The sequence below is a fragment of the Nocardia sp. NPDC003979 genome (assembly GCF_053605015.1).
Genome location: NZ_JBSGIJ010000001.1, coordinates 592,559 through 614,088 on the forward strand (window position 1 = coordinate 592,559; position 21,530 = coordinate 614,088).

The following is a 21,530-nucleotide window of genomic DNA, read 5'->3' on the forward strand; positions in this document are numbered from 1 at the left end:
TCGGGCACTACAGGTCGCGGTTGCGCAGGTCCCACCACCCGGCGGCGCCCACGGCGATGGTCCACAGGAGCAGAACGACGAGCGCGGCGGGCGTCGGCGCGAACACCTCGGCCTCGTCGAACGAACCGGCGCTCACCCCGGCAACGGTCGAGGACACCGGCAGCACGGCCGTGAGACCACCGGCCCCGAAACCCTTGGCCACCAACCAGATCAGCGGCTCGAGCACGAATGCCCAGCCGAGCACCAGCCACACCGCCGCACCGGTCGTGCGCAGCAGTAGCCCGATGCCCGCACCGAGCACCGCCCAACACATCGCGACGAGCAACCCGGCGCCGAGCACTTCCAGCAGCGGCCAGCCGAACTCGAACTTGCCACGGCCCGCGGCGGCGAGCACGAGCATCGCGACCACCTCGGCGATGACGGCGACCACCAGCGCGATACCGGCCACCGCGGCGTATTTCGCGATGACCAGCCGGTCGCGATCCGGGGCGAACAGGGCCGTGAGCGCCATGGTCTTGCGCTTGTACTCGCCACCGGTCACGCCGATGCCGAGCAGTGCCGCGGCCACGAACACCGCGACGAGCGCCAGGTACAGGCCGATGGTGGCCGCCCCCGTCACGGGTTGTCCGGTCGGGTCGTAGCGGCCCGACATCAGCGCCGTGATCAACGTCGCGACCAGTGCCACCGCGATCGGGCCGACGAGCAGCAACCGAGTGGGCCGCAGCGTGAACACCTTGCGTGTTTCGGCGTCGAGACCGGGAAGCAGATCCTCGGGCAGCACAGTGGTCATCGAGTGATCCCCTCCGAAGTCATGACCGAAATGGATTCGCGCACCAGCCCCGGTCGGAGTCCGGCTGCCCGGACATCCCTGCGAAGGCCGGAGCCGCACGCGGCGCGCTGAGCCGGCGATAACGGGCGACGGCTTCGGCACGCGGGTCGCACCGGTAGACCTGCGGGCGACGGCGTCATCGGGACACCCCGAACGACGGCGGGGCCGGCGCGAAGGTGGTGTTCGACGGCGTGGGCAGGCGGTGCTGATGCCTGCGGGGTTTGGTCAGGGAGGCCAGGACCCGGTCGGGATGGATGGGGTCGGCGACGATGCTGCCGATCCGCACCGAGGCCGCCTCGGCGATCGAACGGATCGTCGCCTCGTCGGCCTCGGCGACGGCCAGGCGCCCGTCCGGGCGCATCACCGCATCGGTGAAGCCCCGGGTCGCCAGGGCCGTGGCCAGGGCAATCGACGGGGAGGAGGCGACGACGAGCCGGTCGGGATGGCCGCGCCGCAGCTTGGCGGGAGTGCCCTGCCAGACGACGGCGCCCTCGCTCAGCACCACCAGGTGGTCGGCCGCCGACACCACGTCGGCCAGGCTGCCCGCGCTCACCAGCACCGTGCCGCCCCGCCCGACATGACCGCGCAGCACCTCCTGCAACCAGCCGCGTTCCATGCCGTCGGCATCGGCGAACAGGTCGTCCAGGACGAGCAGCGGGGGATCGGCGAGCAGCGCCGTGGCCAGCGCGAGGCGGGTCTGCTGACCCGGGTTCAGCTGGGCTACAACGGTATCGGCGAGAGTGCCGAGACCCGTCGTCTCGAGTACCGCCTCGACCCGCCGACCGCCGACGCCCGCGACCGGGGCGTAGCACGACAGCTGATCGCGCACCGTGCGCGCCGGATGCAGACCGCGCGGATGCAGCACCGCCCCGACCGCCGCCGGTCCGTGCCCCACCGTCACCTCCACCCGGCCGGTGCTCGGCCGCTGCAGCCCGAGCACCATTCGCAGCACGGTGGTCTTGCCCGCCCCGGTGGGCCCGACCAGCGCGGTCACCGCACCGGACGGCACCGCGAAGTCGATGCCGTCGACGGCGCTGACCTGGTCGAAGACTTTTCCGACGCCGCGCACCAGCACGGCGTCGCCCCCGGCTTTCCTCACTGCTTACGGGCCGGGTCGGTACCGATCGCGGGCAGCGGATCGGCGTCGATCACGTTGTGCAGCGGGGTCGGCCACAGTGCGGGCGCGGGCCCGAAGGCCTTGTGCGCGTTCTCGATCGTTGCCTTGCCGAGCGCCCGGTTACCCGCGCCACCGATGGCGGCACCGATACCGGCGGGCAGCACCTTGCCCGCCATCAGCGCGGCCCGCTTGGTGATGAACCGCTTGATGAACTGCTGCAGCAGTTTGCTGTTGATCGCGCCCATGCCGGTCGCCTTGCCCGCCAGCGTGTTCGCCCAGTTCTTCGACTGGGTGCGCAGACCCTTCTGCACGATGGCGATGCCCGCGTCACCGAGGACGACCGCGAGCACCAGCGCGCGCCGGGCCTCCTGGTCATGCGGCTCGATGCCCTGGACGGCGGCCCGTGCCAGCGTGAACAGCGCCGAGGCCTCCATGAAGAACGCCGTCTCCGCGCCGACCGCGCCGAGGGCGGCCACCGTGCCGATGCCCGGCACGGCCGCGGTGGCGCCGACGGCGGCACCGCTGCCGGTCACCGCGAGCAGGTACTGCTTCTCCAGCCGTTCGGCGATCTGGGCCGGGCTCTCCCCGGGATGACGTTCCCGCAGGTACTGGACATAGCGCCGCACGGCAGGGGCCTGCAGCTTGGAACCGGTGTCGAGAACATCGACTACGGCCTTCTCGATCGCACTCTTGAACACGGCGTCGTCCTCCTCTTCGACCGACGAGTCGAACTGTAGGGCACCTGTGGTCCCGACAGCCCATCATGCCAACGACTACCGACACCCCTGTGGTTCCGCGATGTGGGCACGCTCTCCACTCCCACGACCGGTGCCCGGGTTCTACGCTGACCGGATGAGTGAAACGAACCCGACCCGACTGACGCGCGAGTTCACCGAAGCCGGTGCCGAGATCGCCACGATCACCATCGATCATCCGCCGCTCAACCTCTTCGACCGGCCCCTGATCGACGCGCTGATCACCGATCTCGCCGCGCTCACCGCGCAGCCGCCGCGCGCCGTGCTCATCCGCGCCGAGGGCAAAGTGGTCTCCGGCGGTGTCGACGTGCACGTCTTCGAGGGGCGAAGCGCCGAGCAGGGCGCGCAACTGTGGCGCGAACTGTTCGACCGGATCATCCATCCGCTCGAGGCCCTGCCGTGCCCGGTGGTGTTCGCCGCGCACGGGCTCACCCTCACCGCCGCCTTCGAGATGTCGCTGGCCTGCGACATCATCCTGGCCGCGCCGAAGGCGAAGTTCGGGCTGGTGGAAACGGTGGTCGGCCTGACGCCGTCGATGGGCGGCCCGCAGCGGCTGGCCGAGCGCGCGGGGTCGGGCCGGGCCCGCGAGTTCGTGATGACCGGCGACCTCTACGACGCCGCGACCATGGCCGAGTGGGGGGTGGTCAACGCCGTCCACGACGACGTCGACACCGCCGCCCGCGCGCTGGTCACCCGCCTCGCCGACGGACCGACCCGCGCGCACGCCGCGACCAAGCAGATCATCGAGGCATGGCGTTCCGGCGGTGTGGCACACGCGGATTCGGTGACGCCGGAGGTGTCGGGCGCCCTGTTCGAGACCGCCGACCTGCGCGGTGCCGTCCGCAGTTTCCTCGATGTCGGCCCAGGTAAGGCGACCTACAAGGGGGAGTGAAGGCCGAGCGGCTGACAGCGATGTGATCCACGTCATATAGTCGAAGGTGCATGCCGGGCGAGGACGTGGAGGTCTTGATGGGTCAGCCGGAACCGGACACGACCGTCACCGCACACTCGGCGGCCGGTGACCTCGGCCGGGCGACGGGCCACGGCACCGACTCCGCGGTGCCGTTCATGAGCGAACTCGGGTCGGGTTCCTGGCGCAGGGACCGCACCGTCGCGCCGGAGACCACCATCACGGCGGGGCCCGAGTTCCGGGCGTACCGGTCGTCCCCGGTCGGAACCGGCGTTCTCGGCTGCGGACAGCTGCGGCGCGGCCCCGACGGCGTGCTCCGCTACGGCGACCTGCACCCCGCGCTCACCGAACTGCTCGACCTGCGCGTGCACTCCTTCACGAATCGGGAGGCCGTCGTCGAGGTCGGCGGCCCACGCCTGACCTACCGGGAGCTGTGGCACAGCGCTTCCCGCATTGCGGGCGGCCTGCAGGGGCACGGCATCGGCTACGGCGACCGGGTCGCGGTGCACATGCCGACGGGCGCGCGCTGGGTGCAGGCGTTCCTCGGCGCTCTGCTCTCCGGTGCGGTACCGGTCCTGATCCCCGACGGGCTCGGCGCCGACCTGACGGCGCGCGTGATCGCCGACAGCCGCGCCGACTTCGTGCTCGGCCCCGACGGGCCACTGCCCGACAGCACCGCCTACATCGATGACGGTGCGGCACTGGGAGATCCGGCCCTGCTCTGCTACACCGGCGCCGCCGCGCGCGGTCCGGTGCCCGCCGGGGTCGAGCTCACCAACGAGAACCTCTTGTCGGCGGTGTCGTCGATGGTCGGCGCGCTCGGCCTGCCCGCCGACGGCGTGCGCAATCTGGTGCTGCTGCCGCTGGCCCACGCCAGCGGATGCGTCGACCAGTTGCTGCCGACCTTCGCCGTCGGCGGAACCGTCGTCCTCGCACCGGGTGCGCGCAGCCTGGCCGACGTGCTGGTCAGCGAGCGGATCGACACCGTCTCGGCCACCCCGCGCATCTTTGCCGACCTGCTGCCCGCCTTCGCCGAGCGACGCTCGGGTGCGGGTGTGCGGCGCGTGAGCAAGGCCTGTCACCGCTCCGTACGCGCCGCCGCCCCGGCCTCGGCCCCGCTGACCGCCGCCTTGCGCGCGCTGTTCCCCGAGGCGCGGCAGTGGTCGGTGTGGGGCGCCACCGAGACCAGCGGCATCGGCCTGCTCGTGGACGACACCGATCGCACCGAGGCGGCGCTCGGGTTCGCCTTCGGTGGAACGGAATTGGCGCTGTCGGGCCCGCAGGCTCGCCAGGGTCGCGGCGAACTGCTCTGTCGCGGACCGAATGTCAGCCGCCGCTACTGGAACAACCCCGACGCCACTGTCGCCCGGTTCAGCGGAACCTGGTTCCACACGGGCGATTTCGTCCGCATCGACACCGACGGCCTGGTCTACGCCGAGCCGGCCGGCTGACTCACACCAGCTTGGCGCGCAACGCCGCGCGCAGGTCGCCCGTGAGGCCGATCTCGGTCAGGTAGCCCTCGGTGTCGCCGTAGCGTTCGCGCACGGTGGCATCGGCGGTGCGCAGGTACTCCTCGCGCACGCCGAGGATGTCGACCGACAGTGCCTCGCCACCGCCGATCTTCGGTTCCAGCAGGACGCGCAGGGGTTCCACCGCCGCATTGCTGGCCAGGAAGTCGGTGTAGATGTCGTCCTCGTGCACGCCGACCGCGCGCAGCACGGTGGCCACCGCCCAGCCGGTGCGGTCCTTGCCCGCCGCGCAGTGCACGAGCACAGCGCCGTCGCCGTCGACGATCGAGCCGGCCAGCCGGGTGATGGCCTCGCCCGCCTCGGGCAGCAGCGGGAACTGCCGGTACACCTCGACCATGTGCGCGTACGCGCTGACGGTCGCCGCCTCGTGCGGCGGTGCCTCTTCCATCCGCGAGTCGAACGGGGTGACGTGCAGGCGCACGTCCTCGGGCAGGGTGTCGTGGCCGATGTGGTCGATCTCGACCGGGCCGCGCAGATCGTGCACATCGGTGACCCGCAGCTCGCCGAGTGTGGCGAGACCCTGGTCGTCGAGGCCGCTGAGCTGTGCCGAGCGCAGGAGCACGCCGGGGCGGACGGTGCCGCCGTCGACGGTGCGCAGCCCGCCCACATCGCGGAAATTGAAGGTGCCGCTGAGGGCGAACTGGTCGGCGCGAGGCGAGAGAGTCACCCGTCCAGGTTATCGGCGGTTCGACCGGGCGTTGACGGAGTCGGCCGATCGGTCACGAAGTGTGTGACGTGCGCTTCCCCGCGCGACACGTGTGTGCTCACCCACAGGAACGTGAGTGCGGCTACCACGACTTGTACCATCGACCAGTAAGCGATTACAGCGGGGGCAGCTATTCGAGCGCGAAAACAAAATCGAGCCGTATGGTCGGTTTTTATCAAGGTCGCATTCGGGTAACAAAACAATCTTTCAGTCTGAAAAGGATGGCTGAACCAGTTCGTGAATCCAGAAAACCTTCTAAGATCGTGCTTGCGGGATGTGGTTAACCTCGATGAGGACCCTTCCCGACCAGCTCGCATCGCCGCGGGCAGCGAAATTTGTTGCCGAGGAGTTGTCGTTGAGCGCCAGTCGTGAACTAACCGAAACATCCTTGCGACCCGTCGTTCGCCGGGCCGTGGAAGCAGCCGCCGCGAGTTCGGATACCGCCGGGCTGCGGGCACTGCGAATCTGCCTCCATGCGGGGCTCAGTGCGTATTGGCCGGTGGTGAAGGCCGCCCCGGCGAAAAGCATCAGGTCCTACGAGACCGCGCTGCGGACCCTGCGGGAGCGGTGGATCGAGCCCGGTGACAACGTGGGCGATCCGTCCGCGATCGTGATGTTCCGTGAGATGGATGCCGAGGCGACCGAGTTCCTCGAGCTGTGTGCCGAGCTCTCGGGGACCCAGTGGCTCGAGCCGGTCGACTCCATCGCCAGCTACCTCGTCTCCGTCTTCCACGGCGCGGTGCTGCGCTGGCTCGCCGACGGCAACGACGAGACCATCCTTGTCGTCACCGACGATCTCGTCGGCTGTCTCACCCTCAAGGCCGTCGAAGCCTGAGATTTACTGGACGAGTGACCAGATAGGTGGTTCAGTAGACGGGTGACCGAGACAACAGCGCTGCACCACCTGCACGACGCCACCGCTGAGCTCGACCCGCCGCTGGCGGCACTGGACCTGTCCCGGCTCGACGCCAACGCCGCCGATCTGCGCCGCCGCGCGAACGGCGTCGCCATCCGGGTGGCGAGTAAATCGGTGCGCTGTCGGGCCGTGCTCGAGCGGGTCCTCGGCACCGACCTCACCGCGGCCGACGGCTTCGCGGGCATCATGGCCTACTCCCTGCGCGAAGCCATCTGGCTGGCTCGCCTCGGCGCCCGCGACATCCTGCTCGGCTATCCGACCCTCGACCGTGCCGCGCTGGCCGAACTGGCGGGCGCGCCGACGCTGCTGCGCTCGATCACCCTGATGATCGACGACGTCGCCCAGCTCGACCTGGCCCGCGCCGCCCTCGGCACCGACACCGTCCACCCACGTGTCTGCCTCGACGTCGACGCCTCGCTGCGCATCGGCCCGCTGCACCTGGGCGTTCGCCGTTCCCCGATCCGCACCCCCGGCGAGGCCGCCGTCCTGGCTACGCAGGCGCGCACCCGCGGCTTCGAGGTGGTCGGCGTGATGACCTACGAGGCGCAGATCGCGGGCCTGCCCGACAACAATCCGGCCGTGCGCGTGGTCAAGCGGCTCTCGGCCGCCGAGATCGCCCGTCGCCGCACCCAGGTGCTCGACGCGGTGCGCATGGTGACCGGGCCGCTCGAGATCGTCAACAGCGGCGGCACGGGCTCGATCGAGGTCTCGATCAGCGATCCCGATGTCACCGAGGTGACCGCCGGTTCCGGTCTCTACGTGCCGACCCTCTTCGACCACTATCGGTCCTTCACCCCTCGGCCTGCCCTGTTCTTCGCCACGCCGGTGCTGCGCAAACCCACCCCGAGCATCGCCACCGTCTTCGCGGGCGGCTACATCGCCTCCGGTCCCACCGGTCCCAGCCGGGTACCGCTGCCGGTCTGGCCCGCGGGCCTGAAGCTGCTCGGCGCCGAGGGCGCGGGCGAGGTACAGACCCCGCTCGCCGGCGGGTCCGAGCTCGAGATCGGCGACCGCGTCTGGTTCCGCCACGCCAAGGCGGGCGAGCTGTGCGAACGCTTCGCCGAGATCCACCTCGTCGACGAATCGGGAACCCGCACAACCGTTCCCACCTACCGCGGCGAAGGCCAGTGCTTCGGCTGATCAGCGCAGCAACTCGGTGACCTCGTCGTCGGTGAGCTGGTGGAAGTCGTGGTAGGCGCCGCCGACGCCGCCCAGGTCGTCGGGGGTCCAGAGGCAGACCAGCTCGTCGCATTCGGGGCGGACCCGGTGGGCCGCCTCGGGAGCCGAGACGGGCATCGCCACGATCAAGCGGGCGGGTCGCTGTGCGCGGGCGACGCGGCACGCGGCGGCCACGGTGGCGCCGGTGGCCATTCCGTCGTCGACGATCACCACCGTCCGGTCGGTCATGGAGACCGGCTCGCCGTCGCGGAGCAGGGTTCGCCTGCGGGCCAGTTCGGCGCGTTCCGCGCGCTCGACCTCGGCGAACGCCGCCTCGCTCACCCGTCCGCGTGCCACCACGTCGTCGTTGAGCACCAGCACGTCGTTCTCGCCGAGCGCACCCATCGCCAGCTCCGGATGCTGCGGCAGCCCCAGCTTGCGCACCAGCAGCACATCGAGTTCCCCGTCGATCGCGTCGGCCACGGCGGCCGCCACCGGCACACCGCCGCGCGGCAACCCGAGCACCAGCGGTTGCGTGCCACGCAGATGTTCCAGGGCCGTGCCGAGAGCGCGGCCCGCCGCAGCGCGATCGGGGTACACCATCGCTTCGAACGCTACTCCGCGGCGGCGTCGGCCGAAACTGTGAAGCGGCGCAGCGACAGGCTCGGGTTGGCGGTGCGCACCCTGGCCAGGTGGGCCGGGTCGATCGACGCGGTGAGCACTCCCGGCTCGTCGCCGAGTTCGGCGAGCACGGTGCCCGCCGGGTCGACGATCATCGACGCGCCCGCCCCGAGCGGCGCGCACTGATCGGCCGCCGCCACGTAGACGGTGTTCTCGATGGCCCGCGCGCGCAGCAACGTAGTCCATTGATCGACCTTCGCCGGGCCGGGAATCCACTGCGCCGGCAGCAGCAAAACGTGCGCCCCCGCAGCAGCGACACGCCGACATCCCTCCGGAAAACGCAGATCGAAGCAGGTCTGCATGCCGAACATCACACCGTCGACAGTGAATGTGGCGGGCGCCACCAGCGGACCGGCCGCGACGACATCGGATTCCAGGTGCCCGAAAGCGTCGTAGAGATGCACTTTGCGGTAGAGCGCGAGCCGTGATCCGTCGGGCCCGTGCGCCACGAGCGTATTGCTGATCCGTTCCGCGCCCGGTGTCGGCAATTCGACGACACCGGCCACCAGATGCACCCCGAATTCAGCGGCGAGCGCGGCGAGTCCGGTGGTGAACGGCCCGTCGAGCGGCTCGGCGGCGGCCACCACCCGCTCGTCGAGACGGGTCACCGCAAACATCGAGTATTCGGGTGCGACCACGACGCGCGCACCCGATTCGGCAGCGGTTCGCACGTGTTCGCGCAAGGCGGCCAGGTTGGCCGACGTGTCGGTCTGCGGGGCGAATTGGACGACCGCGATCGGCACCGTCGTCGCGGTGTGTTCCTGATGCGATGACCCGTTGTGCAGCTGCATAGGTCACACCGTATTCACCCGGTGGCCCGATCAGCTACCGCCAGGCAGTAAACTCGTGGTCAATGAACACAAATGAGGTCGACAGCGTTCCTGCCGACGACGACAGGCACGACAACGGCCCGACCTTCGCCGATCTCGGGATCGATGACCGTGTCCTCGCGGCCATCGCCGACGTGGGCTACGAGTCGCCGTCGCCGATCCAGGCGGCCACGATTCCCCCACTGCTCTCCGGCGCTGACGTCGTCGGCCTGGCCCAGACGGGCACCGGCAAAACCGCCGCATTCGCGATCCCGATCCTGATGAATCTGGACACCGCGCAGAAGAAGCCGAGTGCGCTGGTGCTCGCGCCGACCCGCGAACTCGCGATCCAGGTCGCCGAGGCGTTCGGTAAGTACTCCTCGCACATCCCCGGTCTCCACGTGCTGCCGATCTACGGCGGCCAGAGCTACGGCGTGCAGCTGTCGGGTCTGCGCCGCGGCGCGCATGTGGTCGTCGGTACGCCCGGCCGCGTCATCGACCACCTGGAGAAGGGCACGCTCGATCTCACCGAGCTGCGCTACCTGGTGCTCGACGAGGCCGACGAGATGCTCAAGATGGGCTTCCAGGAGGACGTCGAGCGCATCCTGCGCGACACTCCGCGCGACAAGCAGGTCGCCCTGTTCTCGGCCACCATGCCGGGCGCGATCCGCAAGATCTCCAAGCAGTACCTCAACGACCCGGTCGAGATCACGGTCAAGTCCAAGACCACGACCAACACCAACATCACCCAGCGCTATGTGCAGGTGTCGCACCAGCGCAAGCTCGACGCGCTCACCCGTGTCCTCGAGGTCGAGGACTTCGAGGCGATGATCATCTTCGTGCGCACCAAGCAGGCCACCGAGGAGCTGGCCGAGAAGCTGCGCTCGCGTGGTTTCTCCGCCGCCGCGATCAACGGTGACATCGCGCAGAACCAGCGTGAACGCACCATCGGTCAGCTGAAGTCGGGTGCGCTCGACATCCTCGTCGCCACCGATGTGGCCGCGCGTGGTCTCGACGTGGACCGCATTTCGCACGTCGTGAACTACGACATCCCGCACGACACCGAGTCGTATGTGCACCGCATCGGCCGCACCGGTCGCGCGGGCCGCTCGGGTCAGGCGCTGCTGTTCGTCGCGCCGCGTGAACGCCATCTGCTCAAGGCGATCGAGCGGGCCACCCGGCATCCGCTCATCGAGATGCAGCTGCCGAGCGTGGACGACGTCAACGCGACCCGTGTCTCGAAGTTCGGCGACATGATCACCGAGAACCTGGCCTCGGACAATGTGGCGCTGTTCCGCAAGCTGATCGAGGACTACGAGGCCGAGCACAACACCCCGCTGGTCGACATCGCGGCGGCGCTGGCCGTCGGTGGTTTCGACGGTGACAACTTCTTCATGGAGCCCGAGCCGGAGCCCGCGCCGCGTCGTGACCGGGATCGGGACCGCGATCGCGAGCGCGCCCCGCGTCGCTACGACGACGAAGACCGTGATCCGCGTCCCCCGTCGTTCTCCCGCGAGAGCGGTGCGGAGCTGGCGACCTACCGGATCAGCGTCGGCAAGCGGCACCGCGTGGTGCCCGGCGCGATCGTCGGCGCCATCGCCAACGAGGGTGGGCTGCGGCGCAGCGACTTCGGGCACATCAGCATCCGGCCCGACTACAGCCTCGTCGAGCTGCCCGCGAACCTGCCGAACGAAACGCTGGAAGCGTTGCGGCGCACCAGGATCAGCGGTGTGCTCATCCAGCTGCAGCCGGATCAGGGCCCGCCGTCGCAGCGGCTCAACGCCCGTGGTCCCCGGCGTGACCGTGAGGCCCGTCCGCGTACCGAACGGCGTAAGCCGCGCACGTAGCGCACCACCGCACGTAGACAAGTCCATGGGTCGCTCCATGGGCTGTCTCGGCGCTGGCTAAGGTGTTGCCGTCGGGTGTGCGTGAACACAGGAGGGCCGCGTTTGTTCGTCTCCGGTGATCGGGTGATCGGTGCTGTCGGCGATCTCGTGCGCGCGGCGGACTGCGAGTTCGCGCTGCTGCGCGCGGTCGACGCCGCCCTCGGCAACCTTCCCGGCACCCGCGACGCCGCCGCGAACCTCGTGCGCGCCGTCGACGTTTCCCCGGAGTTGCTGCGGCACTTCGGGGACGGGTCGATCCACATCCCCACCCCCGATCCCGTCGACGCCACCACCCTCACCGAAGCCGCCGCACGCACCACCGACGCTCTGCGTGCCGGTGCCGAGGCGATCGCCGGTGCGGTCTTCTTCGACGGTCGATTCGTCTGCCAGGCAGACCTTCTCGTGCGCGACGGTGCGCGGTACGTAGTGCACAGTGCCGTCGCACCTGCGCGAGTGGGGGCCTTGGGCGATGGGCCTCGGCATGACGACGGCGGGTCTTCGGGTATCGGCTTGCCCAGGCGTTCACGTGGAAATGACGACGCGCAGGACCGCGACGTGGATGGCGAGTCGCACTGGGACCAGGGCGCCGAGGCTGACCGTGACGCGGACAGTGGCGTGTCGCCCGTGCTCGCTGAGTCCCGTTCTGGTGCCGCGGGGTTCGTTGATGCCGACGACCACAGGGTGTTGCGGCGTGAACTCGCGGCGGGGCGGACGCCGTTCGAGCGGGTTTCGGCGTCGGTGCGGTCGGTGGGGGTCGATCCGGTTCGGCTGGAGCTGTGTGCTCGGGTCGAAGTAGCCGCGTGCGTCGAGGCATCGGCGGCGGCCGGGGTGGATGTCGACCCGGTGGCGCGAATTTCGACGCCGACCGGTGAACGTGGCGTGGTCGCAGCGGAACTCGCGCCGATCTACCGGGCGCGGCGGGCGCGGGTGGAACACGTCGTCGAGGAGAAGCTCACCGAATTGCTGCCCGTGCAGTGGGGTGACCCACGCTATCTCGCGTGTGGACACTGCCCGACGTGCCGTGCGGCGGCCGCGACCGCACGGGACTTGCTGCTGGTAGCGGGGATTCGGCCCACCCAGCGCGCCCGGCTGCGCGAAGCAGGCGTGCTCACCGTCGACCGCCTCGCCGCCACCACCGTTCCCGTCCCCGGCCTCGCCCCGCGCACGGTCACCGAACTGCGCCGCCAAGCCGACATCCAGCTCACCCGCGAACGCACCGCAACCCCCACCTACGCCCTGTGCGACGCCACCGCCCTCGGCGCACTGCCCACCCCGCGCCCCGGCGACCTGGCACTGCTCATCGACCTGGACCGCCGGGGAACCATCACTTCGGTAGAACTCGCCGACGCGACAACCACCGTCTTCCGCCCGGACCCCTCGCCGATCGCGTCGACCGATCCGAGCTACGCGCAGACGAGCGACTACGGACCATTCGCCAGGAACGGTGGGCTCGGGTCCGACGAGGCGAACGGTGGCGCTCTCGGCGCTTTCGCGAGGGGCGCCGAAGGGCTCGGAACCTCAGCGACGGGCGGGGGCGAGTTCGGGCCGTCGACACAGGACGGGTACGGCCCGGACGTGCTCGAGGAACTGCTCGACATCATCGGTGATTATCGGGCCCTGGACCCGGATGTGCGGGTCTATCACTACGGGTCGGCGGTCCGGACGGCGCTGCTCGACTGGTCGGGGCGGTTCGGTGTGGGAGCCGATCAGCTCGACGAACTGCTCGCCGACGGGGCACTGGTCGACCTGGCACCCGTGGTGCGGACCGCATTGCTGATCGGTGAGCAGTCCTACGACGTGGCCGGATTGGCCGCCCTGGTGCCGGGCGCACACGGTCGCGCGGCCACCGTGCTCGGGATCAGGGACTGGTTGCTCGAGCGGGCGGCCGAGGCGGGGATCGAGGTGCCCGGCCCACGGTTCGCGGTGGCCGAGACCGACATCCCGCCGTCGTTGCGCACAGGTTCGCTGGAGGCCGCACTGGCCGAATTCGCCGCCGACGCCCACGGCGACGCGGCACGGGCGGCCGCGCTCACGGCCGCGGTGCTCGGGTACCACCGACGTGAACGGCAGCCCAGATGGTGGGCGCACATCGACCGGCTCGGCCACCCGGTGGGCGAGTGGGCCGACGCACCGGGCGTGTTGGTGGCCGAGTGGGGCACCGTCGACACCAAATGGCATCGCACACCCCAGCTTCCGACGATGCGCCGCTACCTCACCCTCACCGGCCGCCTCGGCACCGGTGCAACGCTGACCCCCGGCACCCAGATGATCACCATCTACGACGGTGCGGCGGCAGCGGGCATGACGCAGACGCTCGGCAGACGCGCCACCGCCACGGCCACCGTCCTCGGCTGCGCGGTGGACGCCGATTTCGACGACACCGTGCGCCTGGAAGAGCTGCTCCCGGCAGGCTGCCCGCCCTACGACGACCTACCCGCCGCCATCGCCCCCGGCCCGCCCGACGGCGAGGCCGACCTCGAGGCGGCCCTGGAAGCCACCGCCCAGGACCTGCTGGTGACGTTGCCGTCCGTGCCCGCGAACGCGGTCTACGACCTGCTGCTGCGCCGCACGCCCCGCGTGCACGAGGGCGCACCGTTACCGCAGGTCGACGGCGATATCGCACACGCCTTGGCCCAGGCGGCGGCCGCACTCGACGCCTCCTACCTGGCTGTGCACGGACCGCCCGGCACCGGTAAGACCGGGACGACGGCCCGTGCCATCGAGCGCCTCGTCACCCGTAAGCGGTGGCGGATCGGGGTGGTCGCACGCTCGCACGAGGTGATCGAGCGGATCTTCGACGCGGTCGTGGAGGCCGGGTTGCTGCCCGAACTCGTCGCGAAGAAGGACGTGGCGTCGGTGGGCCGCGAATGGTCGGCGATCGAGGGCAGCCGGTATCCCCGATTCCTCGACAACGCGGTGAACGGGTGCGTGATCGGCGGCACCACCGCCGATTTCGTCGACGAGACCCTCATCGCCCCCGGCTCGCTCGATCTGCTGGTGATCGCCGACGCGGGCGAATGCTCGCTGGCCGACACCGTCGCCGTCGCGGTGAGCGCACGCAACCTGCTGCTCGTCGGTGATCCCGAACCCGCGCTCGCCCAGGCCGAACACCCTGAGCCGATTCATGTTTCGGCCCTCGAGTGGCTGTGCGACGGCGCGGCCACCTTGCCGCCGGAGTACGGCTACTTCCTCGACCGCACCTGGCGGATGCACCCGGCCGTGTGCGCGCCGGTGTCGGTGAGCTGCTACGACGGCAAGCTCACGGCGGTCGAGGCCGTCACCCTCGGTCGCGATCTCGCCGGGATCGCGCCCGGGGTGAGTACGGTTTTCGTCGAACATCGTGGCAGCGCGACCGAATCCGATGCCGAGGCCCGAGAAGTGGTGCGCCGCGTGCGCGCGCTGCTCGGCGAAACCTGGACCTCCGGTGGACGCACCCGCAAACTGCACCCGCACGACGTCTTCGTGGTCGCCCCTTACGCCGCGCAGGTGGCGCGCATCCGAACCCTGCTGGCGCGCGCCAAGATCGAGGACGTCCTCGTCGGCACCCCCGACCGTTTCCGGGGTCGTGAAGCCGCCGTTGTCGTGCTGTCGATGACCACCTCCACCCCCGACGACGCTCCCTTCGGTATGCGAGCACTCCTCTCGCGCACCGTCATCCACGCCACCCTGTGTCGTGCCATGTGGAAGGCGATCATCATCCGCTCGCCGCTGCTCACCGAGTACCTCCCGGACACTCCGGAAGAACTCGCCGCCCTGCGCGGCTTCCTCCAGCTCGGTTGAAACACCCGGCGGCCCACCACCCGTCGCGCGGCGCAGCCGCCCGCACTCGATCGACAACTCGCCCCACGAGCTGTGATGTGCTACGCCTCGATCCGATGCCGCCCACCAACTCCGACCGATTCACCGCCTGCCCCCTACGAACCCAGCAGCCGCATGGACCGCACCGTCACACGTGGCTGGCGAGGGCCCGGACCGAGCGCTGCGGCTCAAGCGGCCCGCAACAGCCGCCGCAGCCAGTCGGCGGCGGTGTCCGGTGTCGCCGGGGCGACCGACACCTGGTGGCCGGAGTGGATCAGGTACCGGCCGTCGCCGGTGACGTCGATCCAGGACAGGACGCCCGTGGCAGGTTCGTCGGCCCCCGGGGCGACGAGGATCTGGCCGATGCCGGTGCGCGGGCGCTGGAGGAGTTTGCGGATGCGGGCGGCGTCGGAGGGGCCGGCGACGGGGACGGTGACCAGGTCGCGGCTGTCCTCGCGCACGCGCGCCGCCAGTGCGGCGATCCGCGGACCGGTGCCGACCGGTTGGCGCGGCATCCGGGAAAAGACCTGGGGCGCGAAGCGTTTCGTCGCACCGACTTGAACGTGCAGGTCTCCACCTCGGTCGGCCGCAGTGCCGGGCGACTGCACGGCGAGTACCGCCACGTCCCCCGCGACGGCGCCGAGCATGCGCACCGGCGCGGGCGCGTGTCCGCACACCTCCACCCGGATCTCCGGTTTGGCCAGCACGCGCAGCGCCGCCGAGAGGTCGGGGTCGAGAGTGCGGGCGCACCACGCGTCGAGTGCCGGTTGCGCGGCCGCCCGCTCGGCGGTGTCGCGGGCAGACGCGCGAACGGCGAGCGGATACGGGATCCGATCGCCGTCGGTACGCGCCCAGGCCAGCGCGAACTGGTCGGGCGTGAGGTGCCAGTTCACTCCTGCTCGGTCCACTCTCCGAGCACGGCGGGACTGGTCGGTTCCAGCTTCCCGATCAGCGGATTCACCTCGTCGGCGGGTTCGAGGAAGGTGGGTTCTTCCTCGAGGAAGCGCAGGAATTCGTCGTCGTCGTCCTCGATCTCGGGCTGGGCGGGCGGGCGCGGGCCGCCGGGTGCGCGGGTGTGGTCCGCCGCGACCATCGCCCCACCCATGAGCCCACCGATCGCGCCCGCACTCATCCCGGCAGCCGCTTCGCCACCGGCCACCGTGGGATCCTGGCGGACATCCTCCGACGACGCCGATCGCGTGGCGGGAGAACCGGATTCGCCGAGCGAAGCCGCCTGGGTCGACGGAGATCCGGATTCCTTCCGCGAGGCGTTCGCGCGTTTCCCGGTGCGCCCGAGTGTGCCGGCGGGAACAGGACCCGCGACGGGCACCCCACTCGCGGCGACGGACCCACCCGCGCCGGGCACGGCATTCGACGTACCGGCACCGGACGCGGTCGCCGCCGGAGCGACCGCTGCGGAACCGCCTGTGAACAGGGAAGTGCTCGCCGTCGAGCTGCTCACACTCGCCGCTGAAACCACGGCACCGGAGCCGTCGGCTGTCGATCCTGCCACCGCATCGCCAACGGCGCTCCCTGCTGCCGCACCGGTGACCGCGACATCGGACCCCTCGCCGGAAACCGCCGTGACCGCCGACGAAGGCACCGCACCGAACGCACCGCCGACTGCTACATCCGTTGTGCCCGAAGCTATCTCGCCGAACGCGGGCACCCCCGACCCGGTGGGCACGAAAGCCCCCGCGTAGATCGTCTCCATCGCCTGCACCGCGTCCAGCCGGGCGTTCTCGGCTTCCCGCGAAATCGTGGCGTTGTCCGTGGCCTGCTGCGGGTCGAGCAGCGCGCCGTCCGGATCGGGCTGCGCCGCAGCGGGTTCGGCGACAGCGGCCCGAATCGACTCCGCCGCGTCGCCCGCCTGGCACAGCCGGACACCGACAGCGGTCAGTACATCCGCGATCTGCCGACCCACCTGCTCGAACGTGCGAAGGGCATCGACGGCGGACTGCGCCGCCGACCCGCGCCACCCGTCGGCGATCGCGGCCCGGATCTCGGCATGCGCGTTGTCGACCTCGTCGCCCACGGCGGTGGCCGCGGTGAGATACAACTGCCCGCCACTGCTCAAGGCGGCCGGGTCGAGTTGCTGTACCGCCGTGTGGATTTCGGAATGTGACAGGCTGTCGAACACCTCGACGACGGCCACGTAGTCCGGGTCGGTCCCCGGTGCACCGGAAATGCTACGCATGCCCATCACCCGTCTCGATCGCCCGGACCGCGCTCGCCATCGCCTGATCGCTCTCCTGGTAGGCGGCCCCGGCGGCCCGCAGCACGGCGGCCAGCTGACGCGCCGTCGCGGCGTAGGCACGCAACTGGTCGAGGGCATTACCGGTCTTGGTCTCGAAGCCGGTGCGCAGCGCGGCACCCGAGGGCAGCCCGCCGAAACCCGGCAGCGTCGTGGCCTGGGTCAAGGCCTGCACCTGCGCGTCGACGGCGGCGGCGAGACGTTCGTAGCGCAGCGCGCACCGTTCGGTTGCGCCGTCGGCGACGAGCACCCCGTCGACCCACAGTCCGCCCTCCTCGACGGCCTGACCGAGCGCCGCCGTATTCGGCAGCCCCGTGCGATTCGATTGCACCGCTTCCCCCTTCGTCGTTCAGTCCGCCGTGGCGAGTATCCACCGCGCGATATCGTCGGCCACGCGGTCCCGCACCGGCTCGTGCAACAGGTCGTGACCGGCGTCGGCGTACTCGCGCAAATCTACCGATCGATACCGCTGTGTCCATAGCCGCATCGCATCGATCGGTGCCCGGCGGTCGTCGATTCCGTGCACCGCGAGCGTCGGCAGGCGCGGGTCGGGCGCGGTCTCGGTGGCCCGGCGCGGTGTGCCGCACAGGACGAGTCCGCGCAGGTCGGCGGCCTGATCGGCGGCGACGGCGAGCGCGGTGACGGCGCCGAGGGAGTGGCCCATGAGTACCGGCGCGGAGGTGGTTTCGGCGCACACCACCTCGAGCAGGCCCCTGGCATCGGCGACCAGTTCGTCGAGGGTGCCCGGCGCGTGCGGATCGCCTTCGCTCAGGCCCTGTCCCGCGGTGTCGAGGGTCCACAACTCGATGCCGGTGGCGGCCAGCGCGGCACCGAATCGGTGGTAGTGCCCACTGTGCTGACCGGTGCCGGGCAGCAGCACGACGGTCGCGGCGACCAGGCCGGGTGACCTGCGCCGGTAGTGCAGACGGCCACGCGCGCTGTCGAAGTAGGGCACCGGCCGATTATCCGCACCTGCCAAAGCATCGCGCCAGCCGTTACACTTCGCCAGTCCACCCGGTTCAGAGTCGAGGTCGTCCATGTTGTCGTTGCGTCGTTGTGTGGCAAGCATTGTCGTCGGTGCGGCAGGCGTGAGCACCGCGGTCACCGGCGTCGCCGGTGCCGACCCGGTCGCCGCCTGCGGGCGGGCCGGTCAGGAGATCGCGATCCACTCGACGGTCCCGCTACTCGACTGGTCGGAGAATTTCGGCATCGACGAGCGCGGTGACGTGTGGGTGTCGCGCGTGCTGCGCGGTGAAGTACAGCGCTACGACAGCGCCGGAAACCTCACCGCCACGGTGGATATCGCCGCTCCCGGCGCCGTCCGACTCGGTCCAGACGGTCTGCTCTACGTGGTCACCGGCAATTCGCCGCTGTCGGATTCCGGCGGTGTCGTCCGATTCGACCCCACCGCCGCCGACCCGGTGCCCGAACCCTTCGCCACCGGTTTCATCCACCCCAACGGCGCCGCCTTCGACGCCCAGGGCAACCTGTACGTCACCGCCCGCGACGGCGTGCACCGCCTCTTTCCCGACGGCACCGAGGACATGACCTGGTGGTCGAACGCCACCGTCGAGGGACCCAATGGTGTTGTGGTCTCCGGTGATTCGGTCTACGTCACGGCGAACTACGTCGACAGCACAGCCGGTCCGGTCGGCCGAGTGCTCCGCTTGTCGCGCACGAATCCGGCGGTGAGCACAACCATCGCCGATCTGACCTCGTTCGGTTCGCTGCCCGATTTCGTCGACGATCTGGTCCTGCGTGACGGCGCCCTGTACGTGACGACCCTGACCGGACAGTTGGTGCGCGTCGACCTGTCCTCGGGCGGTGCCTGCACGATCGCCGCCACCCAGCCGCTCACCGCCGTCGTCGCCGATCCGGCCGACTCGTCGGCGCTGCTCGCGGGCACCGAAGAGGGAACCGTCCTGCGCATCCGCCCGCGCGGCTGACCGAACCCCTTCGCACGACGAACGGCCGCCGACATCAGTCGACGGCCGTTTCGAATCCTGGCGCCTCGGGCGCCGAATGATCAGCCGCCGACGCTCAGCGCCGAAGGCGGAGCCGGGGGAGCGGGCGCGGGAGCCGGCTGCGGCGCCTCCGCCGGGGCAGGGGCCGGAGCGGGCGTTTCGGGGGCGGGCGCCTGCGACTGGGCAGCACCGGCACCGGGCGCACCCGAACCGGGGGCGGGAGCCTGCGGTTCCGGCGCGGGCGGGGCGGCCGGTGCTTCGGGAGCCGCCACCGGCAGATCGGGAACGACAAACGTGCCGACGGTCGGCGTCATCACGCAGCGCGCGCCGGGGTAGTCGATGGTGCCCCACATGGAGGCGACCACGGTGCCCGCGCCGCTGGTGATCGTCTTCGACAGCGACGGTAGCTGGTATTCGGTGAGGTCGTCGAGGGCGGCGATACCGCTCTGCCCGTTGTTCACATTCACCCAGGCCACACTCAGGCCCGAGGACAGCGGCACACCGGTGTGGGCCGGACTGGCACTGAACCGGACATCGCCCGGGGTCAGGCTGGTTCCGGTGCGCGGGCCGGGGCCCTCGACGGTCGCGGCGGCGATGATGGTGGTGATGGGTCCGTTGCTGCCGCAGCCGAAGGTGGGGGCGGCGTAGCCGAGCGGAATGAATTGGGCCGAGATGTCACGCAGGCGGTCGGCGCCGACCATGCCGGTGAAGTTGGCGACCGCGTCGACACCGGCCTTGGTGCTCACGTCCTCGCCGGCGAGATCGCGCAAGTGGGTGATGGCGTCGTCGAGAGGAGACGCACTCGCGGTCGAGGCGAGCACGACCACAGCACCGATGCTCGCCGCGGTCACCGCCGCCGCCCTACCTGCGATGGATCTGCCGTTCACCCGTAACTCCCTGCTGCTCGCCCACCGGTTCCCCGGTCCGTGTGGCAACGTACCAGTTCGACGGGCCGGTGGCAGCGTGGTGGTGTCGCGGCGTCGCCGTGCGGGGTAGGTTTCTCCAGGACGGCTACTAGAGACGCTGGGAGACCCCGTATGAAGCTAGCCCTGTCCCCGGAAGAGGTCGCCTTCCGCGATGAGCTCCGGCACTTCTATCACACCGAGATCCCCGTCGAGATCCGTGACCGTGTGAAATACGGACACGAGCTTTCCCGCGAAGACATCGTCACCGCCAACAAGATCCTCAACGACCACGGGCTCGCCGTGCCGAACTGGCCGGTGGAGTGGGGCGGCAAGGACTGGACGCCGATGCAGCGTCACCTGTGGCTCGACGAGATGCAGCTGGCCTCGGTGCCCGAACCGCTCACCTTCAACGCCTCCATGGTCGGCCCGGTGATCGCCCAGTTCGGTTCCCAGGAGCTCAAGCAGCGTTTCCTGCCGCCCACCGCCGCCCTCGACATCTGGTGGTGCCAGGGCTTTTCCGAGCCCGACGCCGGTTCCGACCTGGCCTCGCTGCGCACCACCGCCGTCCGCGACGGTGACTCCTACATCGTCAACGGGCAGAAGATCTGGACCACGCTCGGCCAGTACGCCGACTGGATCTTCTGCCTCGTGCGCACCGACCCGTCGGCGCCCAAGAAACAGGCGGGCATCTCCTTCCTGCTCTTCGACGTGAAGTCGCCCGGTGTCACCATGCGCCCGATCAAACTGATCGACGGCAGCTACGAGGTGAACGAGGTGTTCTTCGAGGACGTCCGGGTGCCCGCCGACCAACTGGTCGGCGAGGAGAACCAGGGCTGGACCTACGCCAAGTTCCTGCTCGGCAACGAGCGCACCTCCATCACCGGCGTCGGCAAGACCAAGGTCAAGATCGGGCTGGCCAAGGACCACGCGCGCTCGATCCGCACCGGCCACGGCACCCTGATCGAGGACCCGGTCTTCGCCGCGCGCATCGCCGAACTCGAGAACGAACTGCTCGCCCTGGAGCTCACCCAGCTGCGGGTGGTGTCCAATTCGGCCGACGGCAAACCTAACCCGGCCTCCTCGGTGCTGAAACTGCGTGGCACCGAACTGCAGCAAGCGGCCACCGAGCTGCTGCTCGACATCGCGGGCGCCGACGCCCTTCCCGTCGACGCCGACGACATCGCCTCACCCACCTGGGCCCAGCACACCGGCCCCGGCTACCTGAACTACCGCAAGGTGACCATCTACGGAGGCTCGAGCGAGGTCCAGCGCTCGATCATTTCCTCCACGATCCTCGGATTGTGAGGCGCTGA

Annotated in this window: 19 protein-coding genes; 8 read left to right on the plus strand and 11 right to left on the minus strand. The window is 70.2% G+C overall.

Going from position 1 to position 21,530, the window contains the following annotated elements:
• Window positions 1-7 precede the first annotated feature (7 nt).
• From ACWEVR_RS02610 to ACWEVR_RS02620, 3 genes are all read right to left on the minus strand, one after another.
• Entirely contained in the window at window positions 8-790 is a 783-nt protein-coding gene (locus tag ACWEVR_RS02610; RefSeq protein ID WP_452465530.1) for an ABC transporter permease, read from the minus strand.
• A 175-nt stretch (window positions 791-965) separates the two neighbouring features.
• Window positions 966-1,928 (minus strand): ATP-binding cassette domain-containing protein, encoded by a 963-nt coding sequence (locus tag ACWEVR_RS02615; RefSeq protein ID WP_452465531.1) that lies wholly within the window; start codon window positions 1,926-1,928, stop codon window positions 966-968.
• Complete coding sequence (locus tag ACWEVR_RS02620; protein ID WP_243749741.1) at window positions 1,925-2,644, minus strand: hypothetical protein; 720 nt, start codon at window positions 2,642-2,644, stop codon at window positions 1,925-1,927. Before ACWEVR_RS02620 ends, ACWEVR_RS02615 begins: the two co-directional genes overlap by 4 nt.
• Window positions 2,645-2,798: 154 nt before the next feature.
• Between ACWEVR_RS02620 and ACWEVR_RS02625 the strand changes: the two genes are divergently transcribed.
• On the plus strand, window positions 2,799-3,593 hold the full coding sequence (locus ACWEVR_RS02625) for an enoyl-CoA hydratase/isomerase family protein (protein ID WP_452465532.1): 795 nt from the start codon (window positions 2,799-2,801) through the stop codon (window positions 3,591-3,593).
• Window positions 3,594-3,643: 50 nt separating this feature from the next.
• A complete protein-coding gene (locus tag ACWEVR_RS02630) occupies window positions 3,644-5,062 on the plus strand; it encodes a class I adenylate-forming enzyme family protein (protein WP_452465533.1) in 1,419 nt (472 codons plus the stop codon).
• Between the two features lies 1 nt (window position 5,063).
• On the opposite strand, the gene ACWEVR_RS02635 is transcribed toward ACWEVR_RS02630, so the two are convergent.
• The gene (locus tag ACWEVR_RS02635; protein ID WP_452465534.1) at window positions 5,064-5,807 is read right to left on the minus strand and encodes a tyrosine-protein phosphatase; all 744 of its coding nucleotides are present in this window, start codon (window positions 5,805-5,807) and stop codon (window positions 5,064-5,066) included.
• 394 nt (window positions 5,808-6,201) lie between these two features.
• Here ACWEVR_RS02635 and ACWEVR_RS02640 point away from each other — a divergent pair, with 394 nt between their 5' ends.
• Window positions 6,202-6,681: a TetR family transcriptional regulator gene (locus ACWEVR_RS02640; protein WP_225278834.1), complete on the plus strand. Its 480-nt coding sequence runs from the start codon at window positions 6,202-6,204 to the stop codon at window positions 6,679-6,681.
• Between the two features lie 42 nt (window positions 6,682-6,723).
• Window positions 6,724-7,902, plus strand: a complete 1,179-nt coding sequence (locus tag ACWEVR_RS02645) for an amino acid deaminase/aldolase (RefSeq protein ID WP_452465535.1) — start codon at window positions 6,724-6,726, stop codon at window positions 7,900-7,902.
• On the opposite strand, the gene ACWEVR_RS02650 is transcribed toward ACWEVR_RS02645, so the two are convergent.
• Window positions 7,903-8,523, minus strand: coding sequence for a phosphoribosyltransferase (locus tag ACWEVR_RS02650; RefSeq protein ID WP_452465536.1), 621 nt, complete (start codon window positions 8,521-8,523; stop codon window positions 7,903-7,905).
• 11 nt (window positions 8,524-8,534) lie between these two features.
• Window positions 8,535-9,392, minus strand: coding sequence for a carbon-nitrogen hydrolase family protein (locus ACWEVR_RS02655; RefSeq protein WP_452465537.1), 858 nt, complete (start codon window positions 9,390-9,392; stop codon window positions 8,535-8,537).
• Window positions 9,393-9,454: 62 nt separating this feature from the next.
• Between ACWEVR_RS02655 and ACWEVR_RS02660 the strand changes: the two genes are divergently transcribed.
• Together ACWEVR_RS02660 and ACWEVR_RS02665 are read left to right on the plus strand one after the other, a co-directional pair.
• A complete protein-coding gene (locus ACWEVR_RS02660; RefSeq protein WP_452465538.1) occupies window positions 9,455-11,257 on the plus strand; it encodes a DEAD/DEAH box helicase in 1,803 nt (600 codons plus the stop codon).
• 81 nt (window positions 11,258-11,338) lie between these two features.
• Entirely contained in the window at window positions 11,339-15,076 is a 3,738-nt protein-coding gene (locus ACWEVR_RS02665; RefSeq protein ID WP_452465539.1) for an AAA domain-containing protein, read from the plus strand.
• A gap of 206 nt (window positions 15,077-15,282) precedes the next feature.
• Here ACWEVR_RS02665 and ACWEVR_RS02670 read toward each other — a convergent pair whose 3' ends face one another.
• Genes ACWEVR_RS02670 through ACWEVR_RS02685 form a run of 4 tightly spaced genes read right to left on the minus strand, consistent with a single transcriptional unit; the run spans window position 15,283 to window position 18,303 of the window.
• Entirely contained in the window at window positions 15,283-15,987 is a 705-nt protein-coding gene (locus tag ACWEVR_RS02670) for an ESX secretion-associated protein EspG (RefSeq protein WP_452465540.1), read from the minus strand.
• Window positions 15,984-17,291 (minus strand): hypothetical protein, encoded by a 1,308-nt coding sequence (locus ACWEVR_RS02675; protein ID WP_452465541.1) that lies wholly within the window; start codon window positions 17,289-17,291, stop codon window positions 15,984-15,986. The genes ACWEVR_RS02670 and ACWEVR_RS02675 overlap by 4 nt, the downstream gene beginning before the upstream one ends.
• Window positions 17,284-17,679, minus strand: a complete 396-nt coding sequence (locus ACWEVR_RS02680; RefSeq protein WP_452465542.1) for a hypothetical protein — start codon at window positions 17,677-17,679, stop codon at window positions 17,284-17,286. Before ACWEVR_RS02680 ends, ACWEVR_RS02675 begins: the two co-directional genes overlap by 8 nt.
• 18 nt (window positions 17,680-17,697) lie before the next feature.
• A complete protein-coding gene (locus tag ACWEVR_RS02685) occupies window positions 17,698-18,303 on the minus strand; it encodes an alpha/beta hydrolase (RefSeq protein WP_452465543.1) in 606 nt (201 codons plus the stop codon).
• 103 nt (window positions 18,304-18,406) lie between these two features.
• Here ACWEVR_RS02685 and ACWEVR_RS02690 point away from each other — a divergent pair, with 103 nt between their 5' ends.
• Window positions 18,407-19,294 (plus strand): SMP-30/gluconolactonase/LRE family protein, encoded by an 888-nt coding sequence (locus ACWEVR_RS02690; protein WP_452465544.1) that lies wholly within the window; start codon window positions 18,407-18,409, stop codon window positions 19,292-19,294.
• A gap of 80 nt (window positions 19,295-19,374) precedes the next feature.
• Here ACWEVR_RS02690 and ACWEVR_RS02695 read toward each other — a convergent pair whose 3' ends face one another.
• Window positions 19,375-20,199 (minus strand): hypothetical protein, encoded by an 825-nt coding sequence (locus ACWEVR_RS02695; RefSeq protein ID WP_452465545.1) that lies wholly within the window; start codon window positions 20,197-20,199, stop codon window positions 19,375-19,377.
• Window positions 20,200-20,349: 150 nt separating this feature from the next.
• Between ACWEVR_RS02695 and ACWEVR_RS02700 the strand changes: the two genes are divergently transcribed.
• On the plus strand, window positions 20,350-21,522 hold the full coding sequence (locus ACWEVR_RS02700; protein ID WP_452465546.1) for an acyl-CoA dehydrogenase family protein: 1,173 nt from the start codon (window positions 20,350-20,352) through the stop codon (window positions 21,520-21,522).
• Window positions 21,523-21,530 lie beyond the last annotated feature (8 nt).

Coding starts and splice junctions, on each gene's coding strand:
- ACWEVR_RS02610 (WP_452465530.1), bottom strand. CDS start 790: ATGACCACTGTGCTGCCCGAGGATCTGCTTCCCGGTCTCGACGCCGAA.
- ACWEVR_RS02625 (WP_452465532.1), top strand. CDS start 2,799: ATGAGTGAAACGAACCCGACCCGACTGACGCGCGAGTTCACCGAAGCC.
- ACWEVR_RS02630 (WP_452465533.1), top strand. CDS start 3,644: ATGCCGGGCGAGGACGTGGAGGTCTTGATGGGTCAGCCGGAACCGGAC.
- ACWEVR_RS02650 (WP_452465536.1), bottom strand. CDS start 8,523: ATGGTGTACCCCGATCGCGCTGCGGCGGGCCGCGCTCTCGGCACGGCC.
- ACWEVR_RS02655 (WP_452465537.1), bottom strand. CDS start 9,392: ATGCAGCTGCACAACGGGTCATCGCATCAGGAACACACCGCGACGACG.
- ACWEVR_RS02660 (WP_452465538.1), top strand. CDS start 9,455: ATGAACACAAATGAGGTCGACAGCGTTCCTGCCGACGACGACAGGCAC.
- ACWEVR_RS02675 (WP_452465541.1), bottom strand. CDS start 17,291: ATGCGTAGCATTTCCGGTGCACCGGGGACCGACCCGGACTACGTGGCC.
- ACWEVR_RS02700 (WP_452465546.1), top strand. CDS start 20,350: ATGAAGCTAGCCCTGTCCCCGGAAGAGGTCGCCTTCCGCGATGAGCTC.